Origin of the sequence: Evtepia gabavorous (assembly GCF_003425665.1) — a bacterium.
In the GTDB taxonomy this organism is placed as follows: domain Bacteria; phylum Bacillota; class Clostridia; order Oscillospirales; family Oscillospiraceae; genus Evtepia; species Evtepia gabavorous.
Window position 1 is genome coordinate 17,111 of the sequence record NZ_QQRQ01000015.1, and the last position, 24,094, is coordinate 41,204.

The 24,094-nt window shown below is 59.0% G+C and carries 20 protein-coding genes; 13 read left to right on the forward strand and 7 right to left on the reverse strand.

Going from position 1 to position 24,094, the window contains the following annotated elements:
• Window positions 1-109: 109 nt before the first annotated feature.
• The 5 genes from DV520_RS08685 to DV520_RS08705 are packed head-to-tail and all read left to right on the forward strand — an operon-like array spanning window position 110 to window position 6,087.
• Window positions 110-1,642: an amino acid adenylation domain-containing protein gene (locus tag DV520_RS08685; protein WP_117142464.1), complete on the forward strand. Its 1,533-nt coding sequence runs from the start codon at window positions 110-112 to the stop codon at window positions 1,640-1,642.
• Window positions 1,620-2,420: a GNAT family N-acetyltransferase gene (locus DV520_RS08690; RefSeq protein WP_117142465.1), complete on the forward strand. Its 801-nt coding sequence runs from the start codon at window positions 1,620-1,622 to the stop codon at window positions 2,418-2,420. Before DV520_RS08685 ends, DV520_RS08690 begins: the two co-directional genes overlap by 23 nt.
• Window positions 2,417-2,644 carry an acyl carrier protein gene (locus tag DV520_RS08695; protein WP_021920877.1) on the forward strand — a complete coding sequence of 76 codons (228 nt, stop codon included), beginning with the start codon at window positions 2,417-2,419 and terminating at the stop codon, window positions 2,642-2,644. The genes DV520_RS08690 and DV520_RS08695 overlap by 4 nt, the downstream gene beginning before the upstream one ends.
• A 2-nt stretch (window positions 2,645-2,646) precedes the next feature.
• A complete protein-coding gene (locus DV520_RS08700) occupies window positions 2,647-4,221 on the forward strand; it encodes an MBOAT family O-acyltransferase (RefSeq protein ID WP_021920878.1) in 1,575 nt (524 codons plus the stop codon).
• Window positions 4,222-4,236: 15 nt separating this feature from the next.
• Window positions 4,237-6,087, forward strand: a complete 1,851-nt coding sequence (locus tag DV520_RS08705) for a polysaccharide deacetylase family protein (RefSeq protein ID WP_117142466.1) — start codon at window positions 4,237-4,239, stop codon at window positions 6,085-6,087.
• 85 nt (window positions 6,088-6,172) lie between these two features.
• Here DV520_RS08705 and DV520_RS08710 read toward each other — a convergent pair whose 3' ends face one another.
• Entirely contained in the window at window positions 6,173-9,637 is a 3,465-nt protein-coding gene (locus tag DV520_RS08710; protein ID WP_165850078.1) for an S-layer homology domain-containing protein, read from the reverse strand.
• A gap of 720 nt (window positions 9,638-10,357) precedes the next feature.
• Window positions 10,358-11,698: an MATE family efflux transporter gene (locus tag DV520_RS08715; protein ID WP_021920882.1), complete on the reverse strand. Its 1,341-nt coding sequence runs from the start codon at window positions 11,696-11,698 to the stop codon at window positions 10,358-10,360.
• 224 nt (window positions 11,699-11,922) lie between these two features.
• On the opposite strand from DV520_RS08715, the gene trkA reads away from it, so the two are divergent.
• The 3 genes from trkA to DV520_RS08730 all read left to right on the forward strand — a co-directional run bounded on the left by trkA (window position 11,923) and on the right by DV520_RS08730 (window position 17,153).
• Entirely contained in the window at window positions 11,923-13,287 is a 1,365-nt protein-coding gene (gene trkA, locus DV520_RS08720) for a Trk system potassium transporter TrkA (protein WP_117142468.1), read from the forward strand.
• A gap of 92 nt (window positions 13,288-13,379) precedes the next feature.
• Complete coding sequence (locus DV520_RS08725; protein ID WP_117142469.1) at window positions 13,380-14,816, forward strand: TrkH family potassium uptake protein; 1,437 nt, start codon at window positions 13,380-13,382, stop codon at window positions 14,814-14,816.
• Between the two features lie 213 nt (window positions 14,817-15,029).
• Window positions 15,030-17,153, forward strand: a complete 2,124-nt coding sequence (locus tag DV520_RS08730) for a sodium-translocating pyrophosphatase (RefSeq protein WP_021920885.1) — start codon at window positions 15,030-15,032, stop codon at window positions 17,151-17,153.
• A 76-nt stretch (window positions 17,154-17,229) separates the two neighbouring features.
• Here the strand turns inward: DV520_RS08730 and DV520_RS08735 are convergent, their stop codons facing one another.
• Window positions 17,230-17,937, reverse strand: coding sequence for a hypothetical protein (locus DV520_RS08735; protein WP_021920886.1), 708 nt, complete (start codon window positions 17,935-17,937; stop codon window positions 17,230-17,232).
• 211 nt (window positions 17,938-18,148) lie between these two features.
• Here DV520_RS08735 and DV520_RS08740 point away from each other — a divergent pair, with 211 nt between their 5' ends.
• The 5 genes from DV520_RS08740 (at window position 18,149) to DV520_RS08755 (ending at window position 21,343) form a co-directional block, all read left to right on the forward strand.
• Window positions 18,149-19,087, forward strand: coding sequence for a metal ABC transporter substrate-binding protein (locus DV520_RS08740; protein ID WP_021920887.1), 939 nt, complete (start codon window positions 18,149-18,151; stop codon window positions 19,085-19,087).
• Entirely contained in the window at window positions 19,084-19,869 is a 786-nt protein-coding gene (locus tag DV520_RS08745; RefSeq protein WP_021920888.1) for a metal ABC transporter ATP-binding protein, read from the forward strand. The genes DV520_RS08740 and DV520_RS08745 overlap by 4 nt, the downstream gene beginning before the upstream one ends.
• Window positions 19,870-19,925: 56 nt before the next feature.
• A complete protein-coding gene (locus tag DV520_RS08750; protein ID WP_117142483.1) occupies window positions 19,926-20,711 on the forward strand; it encodes a metal ABC transporter permease in 786 nt (261 codons plus the stop codon).
• A gap of 123 nt (window positions 20,712-20,834) precedes the next feature.
• On the forward strand, window positions 20,835-20,987 hold the full coding sequence (locus tag DV520_RS12325) for a hypothetical protein (protein WP_021920890.1): 153 nt from the start codon (window positions 20,835-20,837) through the stop codon (window positions 20,985-20,987).
• A 29-nt stretch (window positions 20,988-21,016) separates the two neighbouring features.
• A complete protein-coding gene (locus DV520_RS08755) occupies window positions 21,017-21,343 on the forward strand; it encodes a PadR family transcriptional regulator (protein ID WP_117142471.1) in 327 nt (108 codons plus the stop codon).
• A 75-nt stretch (window positions 21,344-21,418) separates the two neighbouring features.
• On the opposite strand, the gene DV520_RS08760 is transcribed toward DV520_RS08755, so the two are convergent.
• From DV520_RS08760 to DV520_RS08775, 4 genes are all read right to left on the reverse strand, one after another.
• Entirely contained in the window at window positions 21,419-21,859 is a 441-nt protein-coding gene (locus DV520_RS08760) for a CD1247 N-terminal domain-containing protein (protein ID WP_242984676.1), read from the reverse strand.
• Window positions 21,860-21,888: 29 nt separating this feature from the next.
• Window positions 21,889-22,452, reverse strand: a complete 564-nt coding sequence (efp, locus tag DV520_RS08765) for an elongation factor P (RefSeq protein ID WP_021920893.1) — start codon at window positions 22,450-22,452, stop codon at window positions 21,889-21,891.
• A 216-nt stretch (window positions 22,453-22,668) separates the two neighbouring features.
• The gene (locus tag DV520_RS08770) at window positions 22,669-23,541 is read right to left on the reverse strand and encodes a TIM barrel protein (RefSeq protein WP_021920894.1); all 873 of its coding nucleotides are present in this window, start codon (window positions 23,539-23,541) and stop codon (window positions 22,669-22,671) included.
• Window positions 23,538-24,041, reverse strand: coding sequence for a YqeG family HAD IIIA-type phosphatase (locus DV520_RS08775; RefSeq protein WP_021920895.1), 504 nt, complete (start codon window positions 24,039-24,041; stop codon window positions 23,538-23,540). The genes DV520_RS08770 and DV520_RS08775 overlap by 4 nt, the downstream gene beginning before the upstream one ends.
• Between the last annotated feature and the right edge of the window lie 53 nt (window positions 24,042-24,094).

Sequence of the window (24,094 nt, forward strand, 5' to 3'; positions counted from 1 at the left end):
GTGTAGAATATGGTATGATATGATGTCTTAAAAGCAATTCAGTCTGAACACCTTCTGGTAGATCGTTTTCATCCCAGAACGGTTGTTCTCCTTTTGGGAGGCTCCTGAGATGCTGCAGAAAAACGTTTTAGACTATTTGGACTCCTCGGCCGCCCGGTTCCCCCATAAATTGGCTTTTGCCGATGAAGCCCGTTCCTTCACCTTCGGCCAGCTGCGGGCCTGCGCCCGGGGCCTGGGCACCGCGTTGGCCGATCTGGGTCCCCAGCACAACCGGCCCGTGGCGGTGCTGGTCAACCACACCGCGGCCAACCTGGCCGCCTTCTTTGGGGTGTTGGAAGCCGGACATTTCTATGTCCCCCTGGACCTTCAAATGCCTCTGCCCCGGCTGCGGGGGATTCTGGAGACCCTCTCCCCTGCCGCGCTGGTCTACCCCGCCGGGGAGGAGACCCTGGCCCAGGCCCTGGCGGACCTGTGCCCGGTGCTGTGTGCGGAGGAGGGATTTGCCCATCCCCCCCAGGACGCCCTGCTGGATGCCCGCCGGGGGCGGGTGCTGGACATCGACCCGGTGTACGCCATTTTCACCTCCGGCTCCACCGGCACCCCCAAGGGGATCGTCATCGCCCACCGCAGCGTCATTGACTTCACCGAGTGGATGGCCGACGCCTGTCAGTTTACCCACCAGGACGTGATGGGCAATCAGGCCCCCTTCTACTTTGACCTGTCTGTAAAGGACATCTATCTGACGCTGAAATGCGGGGCCACCACCCACATCATTCCCAAGAAGGATTTCCTCTTCCCCACCCTCCTCATGGATTTCCTGGAGGAAAAGAAGGTCACCGCCCTGGTGTGGGCCACCTCCGCTTTCCATCTGGTGGCCAACTCCGGCGTGCTGGAGAAAAAGGTTCCCTCCCACCTGCGTACCGTCATTCTGGGTGGAGAGGCCCTTCAGGCCAAGCAGCTCAACCGCTGGCGGGCCGCCCTGCCAGCGGTGCAGTACACCAACCTGTACGGCCCCACGGAAGTCACTGTGGACTGTACCTGGTACCCCATCCAGCGGGAATTCGCCGACGGCGAGAGAATTCCCATCGGCCGGGCCTGCGCCAACAAAGAGGTCTTTCTCCTGGATGAGCACCTCCAGCCCGTGCCCCCAGGACAGCCGGGGGAGCTCTGCGTCCGGGGCATCGGTCTGGCCAAGGGATATTTTGGCCAGTGGGACAAGACCCGGTCGGCTTTTATTCAGGACCCCCGCAACCCCAACTACCCCGATCTTATCTACCGAACCGGCGACCTGGCGGTGATGGACGAAGCAGGTCTGTTCACCTTCCTGACCCGACAGGACGGCCAGATCAAGCACATGGGGTACCGCATCGAGCTGGGTGAGATCGAGACCGTGCTCAACAGCATCCCCTCCATGGAAGAGGTGGCCTGCCTGTTTGACCCGGAAAGAGACCGGATTCACTGTATCTACACCGGCAGCCAGGAGAGCAAGGACATCGCCAAGCTGGCCCGGGCCAGCCTGCCCCGGTATATGGTGCCCAATCTCTACCATAAGGTGGCGGTGATGCCCCACAATCCCAACGGAAAAATCGACCGGCCCAAGCTGAAAGAGGAATGGATTCATGGAAACGATCACCGCCTATGAGGACCTGGCCCGACTGGTCACCGGACACTTCCACCGGGGCGTGCGGACCAACACCATGGTCAGCCCAGAGGAATATGGACCGGCCATTGCCGCCGGCACCCTTCGGGCGCAGGCCACCCCGGCGGGGCTGCTGCTGCTGCGGGACCGGGGGGACCACACCCGCCTCACCTTTTATCTGGGGGATCTGACCGTTCCCCTGGGCGCGGAGCTGCCCCCTCCCACCGTCACCGAAGTGGCTTTCCGCCCCCGGGACACAGGACTTCGGGAGACCGTCTCCTATCTGACCGCCCAGGGCTTTGTCCCTGTGCTGGAGCGGCTTCGTCTCTCCCGCCCCGCGGGAGAGACGGGAGAGCCGGCTCTCCCCCTTTCTACCCCGGCGCCGGAGGCGCTCTCCTCTGTGCAGGCCTTTTTGCAGTCCAATTTCTCCCCCCTGACCGGCTGCCTTCCCAACCGGGAAGAACTGGACCGGGACCTGCGCCAGGGCCGTGTACTCACCTTGGAGGAAGGGGGCGCGATCACAGGTCTGCTCCACTTTTCCCTGGTAGGGAACACCGGAGAAATCCGTCATTTGGCGGTCCGATCCGATCTCCGGGGCACCGGGCGCACCCGCCCTCTGCTGGACGGGTATCTCCGTGCCATCGGCGGTGTCAAAAGTGTTGTGTGGACCCGCTCTGACGATTTGGCCGCCCAAACCGCCTATCAGCGGCGGGGCTTCGTCCCGGACGGACGCCGCTCCGTTGTGCTGTGCTATCCTGAGAAAGAAGGTATGAAACCATGAAAGAAGAACTTCTCCAAATCTTGACCGAGGCAGTGCCCGGCGTGGACTTTGAGGCTGAAACCGCCTTGGTAGACGACGAAATTCTGGAATCCCTGGACATTGTCACCATTGTCTCTGAGATCAAAGACGTCTTTGACGTGGAAATCACGGTGGATGACCTGGTCCCCGAGAATTTTAACTCTGTGGAGGCCATTCTGGCCCTGATCCAGGCCCGAAAAGCGTAACCATGTCCTTTACCACACTCCCCTTTCTGGTCCTGGTGGCCCTGTCGGTGGCGGCGTATTACCTGCTGCCCCAGCGCGTCCAGTGGATGGCCCTGCTGGCGGCCAGCATGGTTTTCTACTGTGTGGGCGGGGGCAAGACCGTCCTCTATGTCTTCTACACCGCTGTCATCGTCTATGGGTCGGGGCTTCTCCTGGGGCGGTTCAATGACCTGCGCCGGGCCGCCCCCAAAGAGGAGAAAAAGGCGATCACCGCGCGATACAAACCCTATCGCCGGGCTGTGGTTCTGGTCGCCTGCCTGGCGAACTTTGGCCTGCTCTATGTGCTGAAATACTGGAACTTCACCGCGGACCTCTTCCAGCCCCTGGCCGACCAGCTCCGCCCCGGGACCCAAATCCCCCTGTCTGAGCTGGTTCTGCCCCTGGGCATCTCCTTTTTCATGTTCCAGTCTGTGGGCTACGTCATCGACGTCTACCGGGACAAGTACGCGCCAGAGAAGAACTTCGCCAAACTTCTTCTCTTTGTCTCCTTCTTCCCCCAGATGGTTCAGGGTCCCATCAGCCGGTTCAACGACCTGGCGCCCCAGCTCTTTGCCCGGCGCAGTTTGGATTACACCGATCTAAAGTACGGCATCCAGCTGATCCTTTGGGGGTATTTCAAAAAGATGGTGATTGCGGACCGGGCCGCCGTGCTGGTGAACACCGTGCTGGACGACCCCTGGTCTTACAGCGGCAGCATTCTCGCGGTGGGTGTTCTCTTCTACTGTATTCAGCTGTACGGGGATTTCTCCGGCGGCATTGACATCACCCGTGGGGTGGCCAGGCTGTTCGGCATCGACCTGGCGGAGAACTTTCGCCGCCCTCTGTTCTCCACCTCCCTGACCGACTTCTGGCGGCGCTGGCACATCACATTGGGGGCCTGGATGCGGGACTACCTCTTCTACCCTCTCTCCCTGTCCAAGCCCTTTGGCAAGCTGGGCAAGTTCACCCGGAAGCATCTGAAGGGCAAGCTGGGGAAAATTCTCCCCACCTCCCTGGCCACTTTCCTGGTCTATTTTGTCATCGGCATCTGGCACGGCGCCAACTGGCGGTATGTGGCCTTCGGCTTCTGGAACGGCGGAATCATCACCCTTTCCCTGCTGCTGGCCCCGTATTTTTTGCGCTGGAAGCAGGCCCTACGTATCAACGACAAGTCCAAAGGCTGGCATCTGTTCCAGCTGGTCCGCACCAATCTTTTGGTCTTTTTCGGCCGGTACATCACCCGGGCGCCCCGGTTCCTCACCGCGGTTTGGATGGTGAAGGAGACCTTTCTCCACCCCAACCTGCCCGACCTTTGGAACGGCACCCTGATGACCCTGGGACTCGGCGGCGGAGACTTTCTGATCCTCTTTTTGGGCGTGGCTACCCTGCTGCTGGCCGAATGGTATCAGGAGAAAAAAGGCCCCATCCGTCCCATGCTGGAACGGCAGTCCCCCTTCCTGCAATGGGTGGCCATTCTGGTGCCGCTGGTGGTCCTGTTCTGCTTCGGCGTGCTGCGGGCCGACTACATCTCCTCGGATTTTATCTACAAGCAATTCTAACAACAGGAGGTTCCCATGGATTCCAAACGATGGCTGGCCTGTTTTCTGGCTACGGTTCTGTTGCTGGGGGCTGCCGTGGTCGGGTTCAACTACTGGGTGGACCCCTTTGGGGTCTTTTCCCATAAGTCCCTGGAGTGGCCCTCCTACGAGATGACCATAAACCCCCGCACCGCCAAAATCACCTATCTGAAAGACCATCACCAGGACTATGACTCCTATATTTTAGGCTGTTCCTCCACCAGCTCCTTCCCGGTAGAGTCCCTCAATTCCTACCTGGACGCCAGCTTTTACAACATGATTATGTACGGTGCGGACATGCTGGATGTGGAAGAGCAGGCGTTCTACCTGGTGGAGAACTATGAAGTCAAAAATCTGGTGGTCAACGTCTATCTGGACAACGCGAAAGACTACAACACCGAGCCAGACCCTCTGTCCTACGCCATGCCCCCGGAGACCACAGGGAAAAACGCCGCCGCGTTTTTGTCCAAATACCTCTTCATGGACCCCCGCCACAGTCTGGACAAGCTGAAGGCCCTGCGGAAGGACACCTACCTCACCCAGACCTTCGATGTCTTTGACCCTGTTACCGGCGCCTACGACAAAAAAGTACGGGATGCCGAGCCCATCGGAAATATGGACCGATACCTGGAGGCATATCCCGTTTTCGCCAACTACCCTGAGGCCACCAACACCACCAACGAGGAGGCCATCACCGGAACCCTGGAGAGTCTGACCCGCATCCGGGACCTGTGCCAGGAGAACGGGATCAACCTCATTGTCCTCTGCGCCCCGGTGTACGCGGATTACATGGACTATTTTTCCTGGGACCAAGTGGCCGACTTTTACACCCGTCTGGCCCAGGTCACACCCTACTGGGATTTCTCTTACAGCTCGGTCAGCTTTGAACCCCGGTACTTCTACGACGAGACCCACTTCCGCAACTGCGTGGGTGAGATGGCTCTGGCCCGGATATTCGGGGATGACTCCCTGTACATTCCCGATGACTTCGGTGTCTATGTCACCTCGGACAACGTCCAGGAGCACCTTGCGGACATGGCCCAGGCCGCGCCTCTGGCCGCACAGTCCTATACCGCGGAGGTTCCCGTGCTCATGTACCACCACATCGACCAGGAGGGCAACGACTCCACCGCCATGACCCCCGCGCTCTTCGAGGCCCAGATCGCCGCCCTGGCCCAGGCAGGCTACACCGCCGTTTTCCCGGACGACTTGGCCGCCTATGTGAACCAGGGCAAGGCCCTGCCGGACAAGCCCATCGTCATCACCTTTGACGACGGCTACCTGAGCAACTACGAATATGCCTGGCCCATTTTGGAAAAGTACGGCATGGTGGCCACCATCTTTATGGTGGGGGCCACCACGGGAAATACCGAGCACTACAAAGACACCGCGTACCCCATTACCCCCCACTTCTCCTACGAGCAGGGGGCGGAGATGGTGGCCTCCGGGGTGATCTCCCTGCAGAGCCACACCTATGACATGCACCAGTGGGGCCCCTACGAGTCCACAGACCAGCCCCGGGAGACCATCCTGCCCTTAGAGGGGGAATCGGAGGCGGACTACCGGGCATCCCTCTCCGCCGACTGTCAAAAAATCCGGCAGGCCATTCAGAACGGCACGGGGGAAGAAAACGTCCACGTTATCGCCTATCCCAGCGGCCGGTACAATTCCCTTGCCCAGGTCACCTTGCTGGAAAACGGCTTTGACATCTCCTTCACCACCGAGGAGGGCACCAATACCCTCATCAAGGGGCAGCCCCAGTCTCTGCTGGGCTTGCACCGCTACAACATGAACCAGTCTGTCTCCGTGGAACAACTGATGGAATGGGTTTCCCCGGCACGGGGATAGTCCCTCTCTAACCGTGAAAGAGCCCCCAGCGCCCTTCTGGCGCTGGGGGCTCTTTCGGTTTTCTTCGCCGCAAAACCCTGATTGATTATTCATACTGGGACCAGTCGGGGGTCTCCCGCAGCTGGATCCAGGTCTCATAGATGCCTGTGGTGCGTTCATAGTCGTGGCTGTTGGTGGCCTCCTGGATGGCCAGGTAGTACCACTGGCTGGGGTCCTGGTTGTCCGGCCAGGTAACCATGTCCTTCAGCAGGACCTCGGGGCTCTGGGGATTGCGCTGGAGGACGCGGTTGATCATGGTCACCGCCTCAGCCCGGGTGATGGCCTTGTCCGGCCGGAAGGTGTTGTCCTCATAGCCCATAATCCAGCCCAGGGACACCGCCCGTTCCACTTCCTCCTTGGCCCAGTGGCCCGCCAGATCGGGGAAGGTGGCGCCGTCCGCGTTCTCCCCGGTGTCAAACCGGGCGCAGATGGCCGCGAATTCCGCCCGGGTGATAGGGGCATTGGGGACGAAGGTATCCGGGGTCCGGCCCCTCAAGATGCCCAGCTCCGCCATGGTGGAGATGGCCGTGTTGTACCAGTCACCGGCGCCAACGTCAGCAAAGGCGCTGTCAGTGGTCAGGTTCTCCTGGCGCACCTGGTCCTGGAGCAGCCGGAAGAAGATGGTGGCCACTTCGGCCCGGCTGATGTTCCCGCCGGGGCGCACTGTGCCGTCCTCATAGCCCACCACATAAGCGTAGTGGTCCTCTCCATTGAGCATGCCGGGGACATCCGTCTCTTCCCAACCGGCGTAGACCGTTTTGTTCGAGGTCATCTTGATCTCCGTGATGGCCTGGGTCAGTTCCTTGTCGGCATACCAGCCGGTGAAGGTATACCCCTCCCGGGTGGGCACCTTGTCCAGTTGGACCACAGTATTTCTGACGTACCGTTCGTCTTTGTACTGCATGCCCCCGTTGGAGTCATAGGACAGGGTATACCGGGTGGTCACACCGCCCCCCGAAGATTCCTTCACCCAGGTCAGCGCCATGGCACCGATGGAGTAATTTTTCTCACTGGCAAAATCGGCAGGCACGGTAAACTTGATCCCTGCTTTCTCATTCGTGACCTCAACTTTCCGAATGGAAGTCTTTTTAATATTGTCCAGCGCGCCTTCTCCGCTGTCTGCCTGGGTATAGGTGCGGTTCAGGTCGTCGAAACGATAGAGCGCAAATTCCGTGTTCTGGTCGGTTCCCGCAGGATAGGGCAGATAAATGTCATACGCCCCCTGGGCGCAAACCAGCAGGTTGCTGTCGTTGGCGTCAATCAGGTCCAGGTATTTCATGGCGTACTGGCGGTTGGGGTCGGCCTCTACCTTGACATCACTTGTTGTCGCACCCTCCAGTGTGCCCTCCAGACGCTGCTGCAATACTTTCATAAAGGGGTCTTCCGCCGCCGCAGCACTGAGCAATTCGTCGTGGAGCAGACGAATATCCGCGTCTGCGTTCGGTATCTGGCCCGCAAGGTTGTTTACCAGGTAGTTCGTGCTATCCGGAATCACCGCGGTCGCGTCCTTTACCGCGCCGGTCGGCTCGCCGGACTGAATCGCGCTGGCGAACTGATCGATATTCTCAATACCAGCTACGTCGGAAACATTGCGGATGTGCAGCAGACTGTCTTCTGTCTTGATCTTGCAGCCATTGATCGTAATATTGGTAAGCTTAATTCCATCGCTCGGCTCCACTTTGGCAACATAGGTGCCCGGCTTGTGGTCATCTTCCAGCAGGGTGCCATCTTTATCGTAATAGTTGATTACGAACGGATATTGGCCATGGTGCTCAGACTTGTTCCAAACATTGCCATTCACTTTGATCTCTGCATCCTCATCCAAGCCAACAAAGCGCGGATCAGGGAAGCAGTTGGAAGCTGTTGGATCATCGTGGTTGTGCTCGCCGCCCGCGATGTACTTGGTCAGCTCGATTGGCTTGAGGATAAAGGGCTTGGCGGCCAGCTTCCACTGATGCTTGGCCACGAGTAGAGCGGTGCTATCCTCTGCCACAAGCTGAGGGCTGATAGTCGTACCCTGCGGGAAAGCAAAGAATGTACCGCCAACATCGTGGGCAGTCTTGGAATACAGAAATACACGGCCATCACGGATAGGACGATCGTAGCCAGTCGTTTCACCATTTTCATCCGTTTCAAATGTTACGCCATCCGCCGTTGTTACCGTGCCGCCAACAGTAAAATAATTTGCACCGGCAATATACAGCGTGCTGTCTTTCTTCATATCAAACGCGCCGCTGATTTCATTACCAGAACCAGTGAGGTTCAGTTTAGCACCTTCACCCATGTTCACGTTTTCATTCAATACTCTGTCATGCTTATCAAGAAGAGTCTCTTCCGAACTATATTGCTGCAAAGTACTGCCATTTGTAATGTTAACGTGCTGGAAGCCTCTCAACTGTGTGAGCGGAACATTGCCACTGATATGAACCGTTGCATTAGGATGTCGTTGGGCAATACCATAGGAAGTATCGCTGTTATAAATATATTCGGCGTTACTTTCGGTAGAGCCTCCTCCATTAACAAAAATCTCAACCTTGTTAGCGGTACCAGCGCCGTCACCGGTGGCGTGAATATAGTTACACTTGCATTCATTCAGCGTCAGCGTTGCGTTGCCCAGAACCATGTCTCCGCCAGCTTGGTTTTTATTCTGCCCACTGACAAAGATACCGCGATGCATATAGGCTCCGTTTGAATCCGCGCCGATGCTGTTTGTCAGCGTTATATTAACATCGCCGGTGACCAGAGGCAATGCGGCTGTGATACCGCAGCCACCGCCATAGAGATACTGTACCGTAGAATGGTCCACAGTAATCTCAACGTTGCCTTTGACCTGAATGTCTCTGTTGTTCCCTCCCCAGGCAACATATCCGCCGCCAAAAATACGATGGAATTGGCTTTCAAAGCGGCAATTATCAATGTCAATCTTGACTGGCCCCGTCGTGCCCGTAATCTTCTCTGCGTTCGACTTGCCCGCGTCGTAGCATCCGCCGACAATACAGTCCACCAAATTGCCGGTGATTCCATTCAGAGTAATATGTACCTCACCGCCAACGTTGGTCGTCGCGGTTTTAATATCAGAATTGGTGCCGATCATGCTCGGATCATTGCTCAAAATGTGGCCGCCGCCCGCAACAGCAATCTTATCTGGTTGAGAGGAAGATACCTCGGTATCGCCGGCCCACGCGCCACCGCTGATGGTAATGTTGGTGTTTTTGCCAACATTTGCGGCCCCTTCATCCTCATCCACCAGGCCGCCGCCGACAACGGAGTACACATGAACGCCTTCGCCTTTCAGTTCGACGTTGGTGTTGCCGGATACGTCGCTGCATCGGCCGCCGCCATAGACATATACGATGGATTTTTCGTTTTTAAGTTGCATCTCCAAAATCAGATGCGTGTCGCCGGTAACATCGTTCTCCCGGTTGCCGCCACCGAAAATGTATACCGAGGACTTCACCATATTGGAGCTGGAACTATTGGGGGAGCTTTTCCATTCTGGTGTATCGATCACAGAGGACTCTGTCAGGTGAAGCGTATGGCCGTTTGCAAAAATAAAAGTAGGAAGCGACGCTCCGCCATTCGCTTGTGCGTATTGCTGCTTGGAGAATGCCAGGGTCAAATTTTCAACTGTGAGATCTCCCTGTAACGAAAGCCAAACATTTTCTTTGCCATAATACCCGGCAAATTTTAATACAGCGTTCTCGTTCGCGCCGCAGATCGTAATATCTTTCTCCGGCGTCGTCCAGTTCTCCATTTCTACCGTGCCGACAACGACGAACACATTGCCATCTTTGGCATTGGCCATTGCTTCATCAAATTTCAACGCGCTTTGGGCAGATTGGCCATCGCCGTCTGCAACACCATCCTGCGACACATAGATCGCCCCTGTGGGAATATCCGGCGCAGGCCCCTCCTCCGCCGCAACTGCCACAGTCGGCACCATCGTCAGCAGCATGCAAAACAATAGCAATACCGATAAACCTCTCTTTTTCATTGCTTCCTCCTCCATTTTTGCAGCTGTCAAAACGTGTACCTTTTGACAGTGTTGACAATCTGGCGAAATGACATGATTGTTTAATCAAAAATGATAATTTTTCAGGAGAAAACTCTTGCATTTTCTGCCATTTTGTTATAAAATCATCCCAACAAAAACAGCTATCAAAAGGTACACCTTTTGATAGCTGTTCTATCTTTCTGACACCTTTCCCCTTCGGACACGCACCCCACTCCCTTAGGATTCCTCTCCCTGCACCAAGGCCCGCCGCCAGACCCCAGTCCGTTCATAGAGGTACCCCAGGGGCACCGAGGAGGCCGGCGCGATGGCGCAGGCCCAGAAAATTCCCACCAGGCCATAGAAATGGTTCAAAATCAGGGCCAGGATCACCCGGACCACAATGCAGTTGAGCAGGCTGGACCCCAAGGCAAACATGGTATGCCCCGCCCCCATGGGCAGGGCGTTGTACACCATAAAGCTGGCATAGAAAATCTGCCCTAAAATCTCAATGCGGAGATTCCTCACGGCAATCTCCATGGTCCCCTGGTCGGGGTGAAACACCGACAGAATCTGCGGGGCCAGGAGTTCAATCCCCAGAATGAGCACCGCCGTAACCGCCAGGGACAGGCGCATGGCCACATGGACCACCCGGCTGGCCCGGTCAAACTTTTTTGCACCCAGACACTGGGCCACCATGGTGGTGGCCGCAGTATAGAGGGCGATGGTTACCAGCAGAGCCACGTCCTTTACCTTGGCGCAGATCCCGCTGGCCGCGGAGGCCTCCACCCCGTAGGCGTTGATAAGAAAGGTCATCGCCAGCCAGGACAGCCCCACCACCGTCATCTGCACCGCGCAGGGAATCCCCAGCTTGAGAATCTGGACCATCTTATCCTTGTGGAAAGAAATCTGCCGCCGAACCAGGCCAAACAAGTCCCGGTGACGCAGCACATACACCAGGCAGACCACAAAGCTGGCCCACTGGGCAAGCACCGTGGCCAGGGCCGCGCCCCGCACGCCCCATCGGAAGCCCCCCATAAACAGACAGTCCAGCGCAATGTTGCAGCCCGCTGTCACGGCCACACAGTAAAAGGGCTGCTTGGAGTTGCCCACAGAGCGGAGCATGGCCGCCAAGGCATTGTATCCGAAGATGGCAATGAGACCGGCGGAACACACCTGGAGATAGGCCGTAGCCTCCTCCAGCGCCGGCGCCCGGAGGGCCGCCAGAATGGGACGGCTAAGCAGGAAGAGCAGCACGGACAGAAGCGCCCCCGCAGACAGGGCGAAACCGAACATCGTCCGATTCGTCTTGACCCGGTTGGACCGGTCCTTGCTGCCAAAATACTGCCCCATGAGAATGTTGCCCCCGGTGGTAATTCCCATGATAATTTGGGTTAAAATCATCATAACCTGACTGGCGTTGTTGATGGCGGAAATGCCATCCTTGCCAATAAACCATCCGGCCACAATCAAGTCCGTTATGGAGTAGGCCGACTGCAGCAGGGAAGAGAGCACCACCGGCCCGGCGTAAAGGATCAATTTTTTCCAGATGACGCCCTCCGTCAAGTCCATTTGATGCATAATCCTTCCCCCCTGCTTCCACATTTCTCAGGGCAAACCCCAACCTCTTCTGTATCATAACACAGTTTTTCTCTTTTTCAAAGAAAAACCCCCGTTCCCGCCCAAAGATTGGACAGCTTCTTAATTGCTTCTTAATCTTATCTGTGCTATGATAATACAATCTTTATGCGACAACTTTCTCATTTCAGCGGGTTCCCTCCCGCTTTTGGAAAGGCGGATCTGCTTTGAACATTCTTATCGTCGGGGCGGGCAAGGTGGGCTCCACTTTGGCCGCCTATCTCTCCCGGGAAGACCACAACGTGACCATCATCGACCAAAACGACACCGCCATCCACCGGGCCAGCGACACCCTGGATGTGATGTGTATCAAGGGCCCTGGCGCCGCTCCCTCCGTGCTGCGGGAGGCCGGGGTGGAGGATGCCGATCTGGTCCTGGCCACCACCAACCTGGATGAGGTCAACATGCTCTGCGCCCTCACCGCCAAGCGTCTGGGCGCCAAGTTCACCATCGCCCGCATTCGGGACCTGGCCTACACCGACGACCTGCCCGCCCTGCAGAAGGACCTGAACATCGACGCGGTCATCAACCCTGAATATGCCACCGCCCTGGAGATTTCCCGGCTGCTCCGCTTCCCAGCCGCAGCCAACGTGGACACCTTCTTCCGGGGAAAGGTGGAGATGCTGGGCATTCGTGTGCAGGAGGGAGACCCTATGGTGGGGATTCCTCTGTCCGACCTTTTCCGTCGGGCCAGCAGTCTGTCGATCCTCTTCTCCGCCGCAGAGCGGAAGGGAGAGGTGATCATCCCCAACGGAGACTTTGTACCCCGGGTGGGGGACAAGCTGTATGTCACCGGCTCCCCCAAGGACCTCTCTTCCTACCTGCGCACCCTGGGCCGGGACCTGCCGGGAATCCACTCCGCCTTTCTCATCGGCGGCAGCCGCATCGCCCATTACCTGTCCAAGATGCTCCTCTCCATGGGGGTGCGGGTAACCTTGGTGGAGAGCAACGAGGCACACTGCCGCCGGCTCTCAGAGTCCCTCCCAGAGGCTCTCATTCTCCACGGGGACGGTACCGACCAGGAGCTCTTGCTCTCAGAGCACTTCACCAACAACGACGCTTTCATCGCTCTGACCGGGCGGGATGAGGACAACCTGATCTCCGCCCTCTACGCCCAGCAGCAGGGACTGCGCAAGGTGGTGGCCAAGTGCAACCGGGTCAACTACTCCTCCGTGGTCCAGGCCGCCGGTCTGGACTGCGTGGTGGCCCCCAAGCTCATCACCGTGGCCCGGATTCTCCGGCTGGTTCGGGGCTTTGAGGATAAGAGCGGCAGCGTCATGACGGCCCTGTACCGCATCTCCGACACCGATGTGGAGGCCGCTGAGTTCATCCTCCACGAAAATACCCCTCATCTGGGCATTCCCCTGAAGGACCTGGAAATTCGAAAGGGCTTTCTGATCGTCGCCCTGCTCCACGAAAATCAAGTGGTTGTCCCCTCCGGCGGCACGGTGCTCTCCCCTGGGGATCGGGTAATCGTCATTTCCCATGGCCAGGGCATCCAGACCTTCCGGGATATCTTCTTAAAACCATAGCAGTCCCCGTCCCTTCCACTTTCTCGGAGTCGTTCCGCCCCTCCCCTGCGGTCAAAGGGCGGCCCCTCCCCGCTCTGTCTGTGACATAGATTATGAATTACAAACTGATGCTGCGCACGTTAGGACGTACTTTGCAGCTGGAAGCTCTGTGCCTGCTGCTTCCGCTGGTGGTCTGCCTGATTTACCGGGAGGACCCCAAGCCTTTTTTGTATACCATTGGATTGGTTGGCCTGCTGGGCAGCCTGCTGGTTCGCCTTCGGGCCCGGCCGGATTTCTTCTCCCGGGAGGGCTTCGCCGTGGTGGGGCTCATCTGGGTTTTTCTCAGCTTGTTCGGCGCCCTTCCCTTCTGGTTCTCTGGAGAATTCGCCTCTTTTGCCGACTGTTTCTTTGAAATTGTCTCTGGTTTCACCACCACCGGCGCCTCGATTCTCACTGAGGTGGAGTCCCTCCCCCGCGGCATTCTGTTTTGGCGCTCCTTCTCCTCCTGGATTGGGGGAATGGGGGTATTGATCTTCACCCTGGCTTTCCTGCCCAAGGTGGGGGGCCGGACCCAGGTGCTGGTCCAGGCGGAGGCCACAGGCCCGGTGAGCAACAAGCTGGTGCCCAAGACCGCCCTGTCCGCCCGTATCCTCTATCTGATCTACATCTCCCTCACCCTTTTGGAAATTCTCGCCCTCTGCTTGGCCGGCATGCCCTTCTACGACGCTGTGGTCAACACCTTCGCCACCGTCTGCACCGGCGGCTTCTCTGTGCGGAATCTGAGCATCGCCTCCTATGGCCTGCCCGCCTGTGAGGTCATCATCACAGTCTTCATGCTCCTATGTTCCCTGAATTTTGCCGTTTTTTTTCTGGTCCTCACCGGGCGGCTGCGCCAGGCGCTGGGCAGTGATGAGCTCCGGTTCTTCCTTCTCGCCGTGGCGCTGTCCTCGGCCATTGTCTTTTTCAACGTCCTTCCCCTGTATGAATCCGCCGGCCATGCCCTGCGGGACACCCTATTTCAGGTGTCCTCAGTGGTCTCCACCACAGGCTTTTCCACGGCGGACTTCGCCCTCTGGCCCACCGTCTCCCAGTTTGTCCTGGTGCTGCTGATGTTCCTGGGCGGATGCGCCGGCAGCACCGCCGGCGGTCTCAAAGCCTCCCGGGTGCTGTTGTTGCTCCGCTGCGCCCGCCGCTCCCTCCGCCGGCTCTCCCATCCCCGGGCGGTGAAGGTGGTCAAGCTGGACGGCAAGGCGGTGGATGAGGAGACCCTGAACACCGTCTTTGTCTTCTTCACCTGCTTCTTCCTGGTCCTGGGCGGGACCTGTTTGGTGGTGAGCCTGGACGGCTTTTCCCTGACCACCTCCTGCTCTGCCGCCCTGGCCTGCATCAGCAACACCGGCCCCGGTCTGGAGGCGGTGGGGCCCTTGGGCAATTTTGCCGCCTTTTCTTCCCTGAGCAAAGTGGTGCTCTCCATGGCCATGCTGGTGGGACGTCTGGAGATCTTCCCCATCTTGATTCTTTTCCAGCCCTCTACCTGGGGCCGGAATTGAGGGGAAAAAGAGCCCGGAATTCCCTCTTTGTAACTCTGCCCTTTTTCGCCAATTCCTCCCTCTCTTTTTTGTGGTTTTTGTGAAATTTATTTGAATTCACAAAAAAAAGAGGGAGAGACTTGCAAATCCTTTCGGTTATGCTAAAATTGGTGTGTTATTCGTTTCCGCATTGTCTTTCCCAGGCAATGTGCAAAAAGAAAAGGAGTGTCGTTCGTGGAAAATTATCTGTGGATCGGCTTCATCGGCGCTGTTCTGGCGCTGCTGTTTGCCGCAATCCAACGCAAGAAAGTCATGTCCTACTCAGAGGGCAATGCCACGATGCAGAAGATCGCGCAGTCCATCCGCGAGGGTGCCAACGCCTATCTGAAGCATCAGTACTCCACCGTCGCAAAGGTCTTTGCTGTGGTCTTTGTGGTTCTGGTGATCATCGCCTTTGCCAGCGGCGGCGAGATGCTGTCCAAATTCACCCCCTTCGCGTTCCTCACCGGCGGGATCTGGTCCATGCTGGCCGGCCTGATCGGCATGAAGATCGCCACCAATTCCAACGCCCGTACCGCCCAGGCCGCATCGGAGAGCCTGAACCGCGGTCTGCGGGTGGCTTTCTCCTCCGGCGCGGTTATGGGCTTCACCGTGGTGGGCCTGGGCATGCTGGACATCAGCATCTGGCTGATGATTCTCCACTTCGGCGCCGGCATCACCGATCCTGTCCAGCTGGGCAACATCATCGTGATGAACGGCATCGGCGCCTCCTTCATGGCTCTGTTTGCCCGTGTGGGCGGCGGCATCTACACCAAGGCCGCTGACGTGGGCGCTGACCTGGTGGGCAAGGTGGAGGCCGGCATCCCCGAGGATGACCCCCGCAACCCCGCCACCATCGCCGACAACGTGGGCGACAACGTGGGCGACGTGGCCGGCATGGGCGCCGACCTGTATGAGTCCTACGTGGGTTCCATCCTGGCCACCTTCGCGCTGGGTGCCTGCGCCGGCTACGGCTGGCAGGGCATGCTGCTGCCCATGGCGCTGGCCGTGTGCGGCATCATCTGCTCCATCATCGGCTCCTTCCTGGTCAAGACCAAGGAGGACGCCACCCAGAAGAGCCTGCTGACCTCCCTGCGGACCGGTACCTACACCGCCGCCATCCTCTCCGCCATCGTGGCCGCCCCCCTGTGCTACTTCATTCTCGGCCCGGAGAACAACTGCTGGGGCATCTTCATTGCCATCCTCTGCGGTTTGATCGGCGGTACTCTCATCGGCTACTTCACCGAGTATTTTACCTCTGATAACTATAAGCCCACCAAAAAGCTGGCCGCCGCTTCCGAGACCGGCGCCGCTACCATCATCATCGGCGGCATTTCCCTGGGCCTGATGTCCACCATCGCCTCCATCCTGATCGTGGCGGTGGCCATCCTGATCTCCTACTTCGCCGCAGGCGGCACCACCTCCATCCTGGATGAGATGGGCGGCTTCAGCCTCTCTTTCAACCAGGGCCTGTACGGCATCGGCATCGCCGGCGTGGGCATGCTCTCCACCCTGGGCATCACCCTGGCCACCGACGCCTACGGCCCCGTGGCGGACAACGCTGGCGGCATTGCCGAGATGTCCGGCCTGCCCGAAGAAGTTCGTGACCGTACCGACGCCCTGGACTCCCTGGGCAACACCACCGCTGCCACCGGCAAGGGCTTTGCCATCGGCTCCGCTTCCCTGACCGCGCTGGCTCTGCTGGTCTCCTATGTCAACATTGTACAGGACCGTACCGTGGAGAACCTGAACTTCACCCTGACCAGCCCCACTGTGCTGGTTGGCCTGTTCATCGGCGCCATGCTGACCTTTGTCTTCTCCGCCATGACCATGCGCTCTGTGCAGACCGCAGCCCAGTCCATCGTGGTAGAGGTTCGCCGCCAGTTCCGGGAGATCGCCGGTATCATGGAAGGCAAGACCGACCCCGAGTACGGCAAGTGCGTGGCGCTGTGCACCAAGGGTGCCCTGCATGAGATGGTGGCCCCCGCTCTGCTGGCCATCATTGTTCCCATCATCACCGGCCTGATCCTGGGCCCCACCGGCGTGGTGGGCCTGCTGGGCGGCGTCTCCGTCACTGGCTTTGCCATGGCTGTGTTTATGTCCAACGCCGGCGGCGCTTGGGACAACGCCAAGAAGTACATTGAACGGGGCAACCACGGCGGCAAGGGTTCCGAGCAGCACAAGGCAGCCGTGGTAGGCGACACCGTGGGCGATCCTTTCAAGGATACCTCCGGTCCCTCCCTGAACATCCTGATTAAGCTGTGCTCCACCGTCTCCATTGTGTTCTCCGGTTTGGTGCTGGCATTCCATCTTCTGTAACAGAAAGCTTAACATGAGTAAAAAACGGACCGTCCTTTTTGGACGGTCCGTTTTTTACTCCATACGGGTGGCAAAATCAGCCGACATCCCTCAGCCGGCGCACCAGGATAAACGGGGTCATCTGTTCCTCTTGTCCCGCCGGATTGTCGCGGATCACCTCCGTGAGCCAAGTCTCCGGCGCGGTGATGCCCGATGACTTTCCCATCAGCTCCACGCCCAGGCCGTTGGCATCGACGATATAGCTCTGCACCCCCGTTTTTTCATAGACCTGGTCACACAGCAGGTCCGGCTCCGTGGGAATGCGGATGCCCAAATCCGCATAGGCGGGGATGTCCTCCCCATAGAACCCATCCAGTCCCCGGACCTCCGGCCCCAGCAGACGGTAAAAGGTCCCATGAATCCCTCGGAGCTTGTCCAACCCCGCCCGCAAGGCCGCCCACAAAACCCGGGCCCGTCCCTCCTGGTCCAGGGCAAACTGCATCTTGACCGGCAGTCCCATGCCCGGGCCGGCAGGCGTCTGGCGGACACACTTGGCCAGCAGGCGGGCCAGCCAGGTCACTTGAATCTCCTGCCGGTGGATCACCCGTCCCTGGCACAGGGCGGCCACCTTTTCACTCACCGCCACCCAGTCCCCTGGCCGGTAGACCGGCACCACATAGCGGCGAAAGAGGTCCAGATAGTCCTCCCCCACCTCCACAAAGTGCGTCCGAATGCCATGACGGAGGTACCGTTCCCCCGCCACCTCAATTTCCAGCGCCTTACCGGGATTGTGATAGTATTCCATGTAACATTCCTCCTGGGATTGATTGCTTCCCAGGATACCCCGCCTCCTCATCGGGACGTCACCGGAGTTTCCTCCAAACGCAATCCAGAATCTTATGTTTTTCTTTCCTTTCTTAAAACTTTCTTGCTTTTTTCCGGCTTTTCCTTTTACAAACTTGACGGCCTGGGGTATAATGAATTACCATCCGATATCTTATGAAAGGAGGGAGCCGATGAGACGAACCTGCCTGCTCTTTTTGGGTGGCCTCTTTCTGCTGTTGTCCGCCTGCGCCCCCAACCCCAGCGACGGAACAGAAGACAGCCGGACCCAAATCGTCGCCACCACCTACCCTGTGTATCTCTTCGCCTGCGAGGTGACCCGCGGCGTTCCGGACTGCACCGTCACCCTGATGATCGACCAGCCCATCGGCTGCCTGCATGACTACACCCTCACCGTAAAAGATATGAAGGCCCTGGAACGGGCCGACATCATCGTGTGCAACGGCGCCGGCCTGGAGGAGTCCATGGAAAGCGCCTTGGAGACTGTGGGCGATACGCCCCAGATTGACTGCGCCCAGGGCATCCCTCTGCTGGAGGGGGAGGACGCAGGACACCATCACGAAGGGGGAATCCTCCCTGCCGGCCATGAGCATGAGGCGGACGCCCACATTTGGATGGACCCTCTGCGGGCCTGCTCCATGTTGGAGAATTTGGCCGGCGGCCTGTCCCAGCTGGACCCGGACCACGCGGCTCTGTATGCCACCAACGCGCGGCTGGCAAGGGAACAGCTCACCCAGGCCTATGACCTGATGAAGACCTCCCTGGAATCCCTCTCCTGTCGGGAACTTATCACCTTCCACGACGGATTTTCCTATTTCGCCGACGCCTTCGACCTGACCATCCTCCGCGCCATGGAGGAGGAAGCCGGCAGCGAGGCCTCCGCCCGTGAGGTGGCGGACATCGTGGCGGAGATCCGCCTTCACCAGCTTCCCGCCATCTTTACCGAGGTCAACGGGGCCGATGCCACCGCGCAGATGATTCACCGGGAATGTGGTGTTCCCATATTCTCCCTGGATCTGATGATGAGCGACCACGGGCAGGACCCCGGCATCGCCGCCTATCTGGCGATGCTGCAAACCAATGTCAACACCCTTCGGGAGGCGTACGCATGAGATTTTCCAAACAGAACCACAGCCGCATCCCCATGCCCGGCAAACCGGGGACCTGCCGGCTCCAGGTCCGCGACCTGGGCGTGACCCTGGAGGGGGAGAGCATCCTGCGGGATATCACCTTCCAGCTCAACTGCCGGGAAATCATGGCCCTGATCGGCCCCAATGGCGCCGGGAAGTCCTCCCTGTTCCGCAGCATCCTGGGCCAGATTCCCTACTCCGGTTCGATCCAGTTTCAGCTGGCCGGGGGATATCCCTCCCACCCCAAAATCGGCTACGTCCCCCAGAGCCCCAGTTTCGACCGGGGCTATCCCATCAGTGTCCTGGATTTCTTCGCCGCCGCCATCAGCCGCTGGCCGGTTTTCCTGCCTGTCCCCGGCCATCTGCGGGACAAGGTAACCGAGTGCCTGGCCCGGGTCCACGGTGAGGCGCTGATTCAAAAGCGCATCGGCACCCTCTCCGGCGGGGAGCTCCAGCGGGTGCTGCTGGCCCTGGCGCTGGAGCCCATTCCGCAGATTCTCATTTTGGACGAGCCTCTGTCCGGGGTCGATGTGGGGGGAGAGCATCTGCTGCTGGATATGCTGGACGAGATCCGGCAGAAATATGATCTCTCCATCCTCTTCTCCACCCACGATTTCTCCACCCTGCGCCATTATGCTGACAAGGTCATCCTCCTTCAGCAGGCCATTTTGAAGGTGGGAACCCCTGGAGAGGTCCTCCACTCCCCGGAATTTCAGGCGGTCTTCCACTTGAACCTGGGAGAGGAAGGGGGGTGTGCCCAGTGAATTTCTGGTATTGGCTCCTCTCCTGGCTCCCCTTTGAATGGGCCGCCCCGGACACCATGCTCTTTATGAAAAATGCCCTGCTGGCAGTCCTGGTGGTCACACCTCTGTTCGGTCTGCTGTCCACCATGGTGGTGGAGAGCCGTATGGCTTTCTTTTCCGACGCTCTGGGGCACTCCGCCTTCACCGGCATGGCCATTGGGGCTCTCTGCGGCCTGGCACAGCCGGTGGGCGCGGCGGTCCTCTTCTCCGTGGTCATCGCCCTGCTCTTTACCCTGGTCCGGCAGAAAACCCACATGGCCAGCGACACAGCCATCAGTGTCTTCTCCTCCGCTGCCGTGGCCCTGGGCATTTTTTTGAGCACCTTGGGCGGCCAGAGCTTTACCAAATTCAACAACCTTCTCATCGGCGACATTCTCAGTGTGGCCCCCGGGGAAATCGGCCTGCTGGCTCTGATTCTGCTGGGCCTGCTGGTGCTGTGGATCACTTCCTTTAACCAGATGATGCTCTCTTCCGTTCACCAGGCCCTGGCTGACAGCCGGGGCATCCGGGTGGTCTGGAAAAACTTCCTCTTTACCGCCGCCATCGCCGTGGTGGTGACCATCACCATGACCTGGGTGGGCCTGCTGGTCATCAACGCCCTGCTGGTGCTCCCCGGCGCCGCCGCCCGGAACGTGGCTCGGAACCTGCCTCAGTACCACCTGGTCTCCGTCCTGGGCGGGGTGGTATGCGGCATCGGCGGGCTGATAGTCTCCTACTACCTGGGCACCTCCACCGGCGCCTCCATCACCCTTCTGCTGGCTCTGTGGTTCTTCCTAACCCTCCTGCTGAAGCGGACCCGCTGACCATTCTTACGAAAAGAACAGCTCGGACTATGTCCGAGCTGTTCTTTTCTTGACATACCTCGAAACACAAGGTACGCTGTTTTTAGATAGAAACGGTCGTTCTTTTTCAAAGGAGGTGTTCCCATGGACACGCCCTTCCGTACCTACACCCAACAAGTCACCTCCCACCTTCGTCATGTCACACCCCAGGAAAAAGCAGCCCTGCAAGAGGAATTGGAAGCGCATCTGGAGGACCACACCGAGGCCCCCGCCTCCTTCTGTGCCATTGTCTTTTGACTGACCATCCCTGGAACGGAGGTTTTCTCATGGAACATAAACAATCGCTGGAGCACTCATCTTTGCCGCTTCTTTCCCTGCTCCGGGACCAGGACCGATATGGCTATGAAATGATCTCAGAGCTGGAGCGCCGGTCGGATCATACCTTTCAAATGAAGGAAGGCACCTTATACCCCGTGCTGAAAAAGCTGGAAGCCGGCGGCTGCGTCACGTCCTACCCGGCGGAAGCCAATGGCCGCACCCGGAAATATTACCGCATCACCCAACGGGGCCTTGTCCAGCTGGCCCAGGAAACCGCCGCCTGGGAGCGATACGCCCACGGCATCCACTCGGTTTTAGGGACCACACCGGGATAGTTCCCCCTTTCCCCAAGCAAAAACAATAACGCCCCCAGCCAGGCCGGCTGGGGGCGTTGCGCGTTTCTTGTCCGATTATTCCTCGTCCTCTGCTTCCGCCTCGTCCACCAAATCCATGGAGAACTTGTCGCCGCAGTTGGGGCAAGTGACCTCACCAATGTCCAGGATGCTCTCGTCGATGACAATGTCCTCGCCGCAGCTGGGGCACTCGATTTCAAAGAAATCGTCGTCGTCCAGAGAGGAGCAGCAGCAACCGCCGCCGCAGGCGTCCTCGTCGTCCTCATCCTCCCAATCCTCAAAGACCATGGTCTCCACATCGGACAGGTCCTCCGCCACGGATTCCACCTCGTCGGTGAGGGCTTCCACCTCAACCTCCAGGTCCTCCACCGCGAACCCCACGTCCTCCAGGATATCAATGATCTTGGCAATGAGCTTTCCCTCCTTGGAGGGCTTTTCCTGCAGGTCCAGGCCATCGGCCAGTCCCTTCAGATACGCAACCTTTTCCGAAATCGTCATCGTTGCACCATCCTTTCCCATGCCGGGACTCAGCCCTTGGCACGCTCCAGATACTCGCCTGTGCGGGTGTCAATCTTAATCTTGTCGCCGGGGTTGATGAACAGAGGCACCTTGATCTCCGCGCCGGTCTCCACCGTGGCGGGCTTGGTCACGTTGGTGGCGGTGTCCCCCTTGAACCCGGGGTCGGTCTCGGTGACCTCCAGCTCCACAAAGGTGGGGGGCTCCACCGCGAAGACCTTGCCCTTGTAGCTGTTGACCTTGCAGGGCATGTTCTCCTTGACAAACCGGAAGTTGTCCCCCAGCAGCTCTGCGGCAATGGGGATCATGTCATAGGTCTCCTGGTCCATAAAGTAGTACAGGTCGCCGTCGTTGTAGCTGTACTCCATGTCCTTCTTCTCCACATACGCATTCTCAAACTTGGCCGTGGGGTTAAAGGAGGTCTCGGTCACAGCGCCGGTGATGACATTCTTCATCTTGGTGCGCACGAAAGCAGCGCCCTTTCCGGGCTTTACGTGCTGGAATTCCACGACCTGCATAACCTGGCCGTCCATCTCAAAGGTAACGCCATTCCGAAATTCGCCGGCAGAAATCATAGTTCTTCATCCTCCAAACAAAATTGCCGTATCGGCGTCCCGCCGACGGCTGACATCCTCGGCAGGCCCCCTTTGGGAGACCCGCCGGCAAAGCGGCAAACCGCGCCGCTTTTATTCCATAAGCGTTCTCTATTTTACAATACCTTTCTGATTTTTGCAAGGGAATTTCCCCTCCCCAGGGGCTTTCCTGGGGATTTTCTTTCGATTTCTCCCTTCTCAGCCCTCCGCCGTCTCCCCCAAGGCCCGGAGATAGGCCCCCTTCATCCATAAGGCGTCCACATCCTGGGTCCCGGCGCTCTCACAGATCACTCTGGGGGACCAGCCCCTGCGGGCCAGCGCCTCACAGAGGGGCGCCGGGTCCGGACCAAAATCAGGCTGGTCAAAGGTTAAGTGCCGGGCCTCTCCCCCCCGGGGCGTATAGGCAATCTTGGAAAAATGGCTGTGAAACTGGCTGGCCCGGGCCACCCCCAGTTCCCGGACCATCTGGTCCAGCATACGCTCCACCGCCTCCGGGCCGTCCAACGCCCCCAGGGAGCGGGCATACAGGTGGCCAAAGTCCACGCAGGGCAGCAGGCCCTCCGCCTCCGTGCAGAGGGTCAGAACCTCTTCCAGGTCCCCCAGCTGATTGATCTTTCCCATGGTCTCCGGGCACAAGAGGATATCCTGATACCCCTCCTCGTCACACCGGTGCCGCAGCGTTCGGAAGCACTGCCGCGCGGTGGCCAAGGCCGCCTGGCGGGTCCGTTTCTGGATCGCCCCGGTATGGACCACCACCCGGTCCGCCCCCATCCACCGGGCCACCCGGCAGGCGGCCAGGACATACCCTGCGGTCTTGGCCTGGCTGTCCGGTTCGGGATTGGCCGGGTTGACAAAGTAGGGTGCGTGGAGGGAGAGGGCAATCCCCGCCTGAGCAGCGGCCTGCCCAATGGCCCGGGCAGTGGCCTCCCCCACCGTGACCCCTTTTCCGCACTGGTACTCATAGGCGTCCAGTCCCCGCTCCCGCAGCCAGCCGGGCATCTGCTTGGACTGTTTCTTTCCCGCGGCATAAAACCCCTCCGGGTTGCCGGCGGTGCCAAACCGCGCCCTCACAGCCCCGACCCCTTTCCGGCTCCGGCGCGGAAGGGGGTCTCCAAACCGTAACGCAGGCCTCGAAACACGGTGCCAAACTGGATGGGGTGGACCAGCAGCGTCAGCACACCGGCCCGGTTGCCCCCCCAGATATCCGTAAAAATCTGGTCCCCCACAATGGCTGTCTCCTCCGGCGCGGCCCCCATCCGGGCCATCGCCCGCTGAAAGCCCCCCACCTTGGGCTTGCCCGCATGGCCCTCGTAGGGAATACCCAGAGCCTCCGCGAATCGCTGGGCCCGGCCGGGCTTGCGGCTGTTGGAGAGCAGAAACAGGGTGATCCCCGCCTGGTCCAGCGCCTGCTTCCAGGCCCGCACCGGCTGGGTGGGGGTGTGGACTCCATAGGGCACCAGGGTGTTGTCCAAATCGGCCAGCAGGAGGCGAACTCCCCGGGCCCGCAGCCGGGCCAAATCAATGGCGTGGATGCTTTCAAAATAAAAATCAGGGACCAACGGAAATTTCACGGCATCACCTTCTAAACAATCTCTTGTCCGCATACTTTTGGAGCAGACGTTTG

What these genes read in the sequence shown, in the direction of transcription:
- DV520_RS08685 (WP_117142464.1), top strand. Translation starts at nt 110, where the DNA reads ATGCTGCAGAAAAACGTTTTAGACTATTTGGACTCCTCGGCCGCCCGG.
- DV520_RS08690 (WP_117142465.1), top strand. Translation starts at nt 1,620, where the DNA reads ATGGAAACGATCACCGCCTATGAGGACCTGGCCCGACTGGTCACCGGA.
- DV520_RS08695 (WP_021920877.1), top strand. Translation starts at nt 2,417, where the DNA reads ATGAAAGAAGAACTTCTCCAAATCTTGACCGAGGCAGTGCCCGGCGTG.
- DV520_RS08700 (WP_021920878.1), top strand. Translation starts at nt 2,647, where the DNA reads ATGTCCTTTACCACACTCCCCTTTCTGGTCCTGGTGGCCCTGTCGGTG.
- DV520_RS08705 (WP_117142466.1), top strand. Translation starts at nt 4,237, where the DNA reads ATGGATTCCAAACGATGGCTGGCCTGTTTTCTGGCTACGGTTCTGTTG.
- DV520_RS08715 (WP_021920882.1), bottom strand. Translation starts at nt 11,698, where the DNA reads ATGCATCAAATGGACTTGACGGAGGGCGTCATCTGGAAAAAATTGATC.
- DV520_RS08725 (WP_117142469.1), top strand. Translation starts at nt 13,380, where the DNA reads ATGAATTACAAACTGATGCTGCGCACGTTAGGACGTACTTTGCAGCTG.
- DV520_RS08735 (WP_021920886.1), bottom strand. Translation starts at nt 17,937, where the DNA reads ATGGAATACTATCACAATCCCGGTAAGGCGCTGGAAATTGAGGTGGCG.
- DV520_RS08740 (WP_021920887.1), top strand. Translation starts at nt 18,149, where the DNA reads ATGAGACGAACCTGCCTGCTCTTTTTGGGTGGCCTCTTTCTGCTGTTG.
- DV520_RS08745 (WP_021920888.1), top strand. Translation starts at nt 19,084, where the DNA reads ATGAGATTTTCCAAACAGAACCACAGCCGCATCCCCATGCCCGGCAAA.
- DV520_RS08750 (WP_117142483.1), top strand. Translation starts at nt 19,926, where the DNA reads ATGCTCTTTATGAAAAATGCCCTGCTGGCAGTCCTGGTGGTCACACCT.
- DV520_RS12325 (WP_021920890.1), top strand. Translation starts at nt 20,835, where the DNA reads ATGGACACGCCCTTCCGTACCTACACCCAACAAGTCACCTCCCACCTT.
- DV520_RS08755 (WP_117142471.1), top strand. Translation starts at nt 21,017, where the DNA reads ATGGAACATAAACAATCGCTGGAGCACTCATCTTTGCCGCTTCTTTCC.
- DV520_RS08760 (WP_242984676.1), bottom strand. Translation starts at nt 21,859, where the DNA reads ATGACGATTTCGGAAAAGGTTGCGTATCTGAAGGGACTGGCCGATGGC.
- efp (WP_021920893.1), bottom strand. Translation starts at nt 22,452, where the DNA reads ATGATTTCTGCCGGCGAATTTCGGAATGGCGTTACCTTTGAGATGGAC.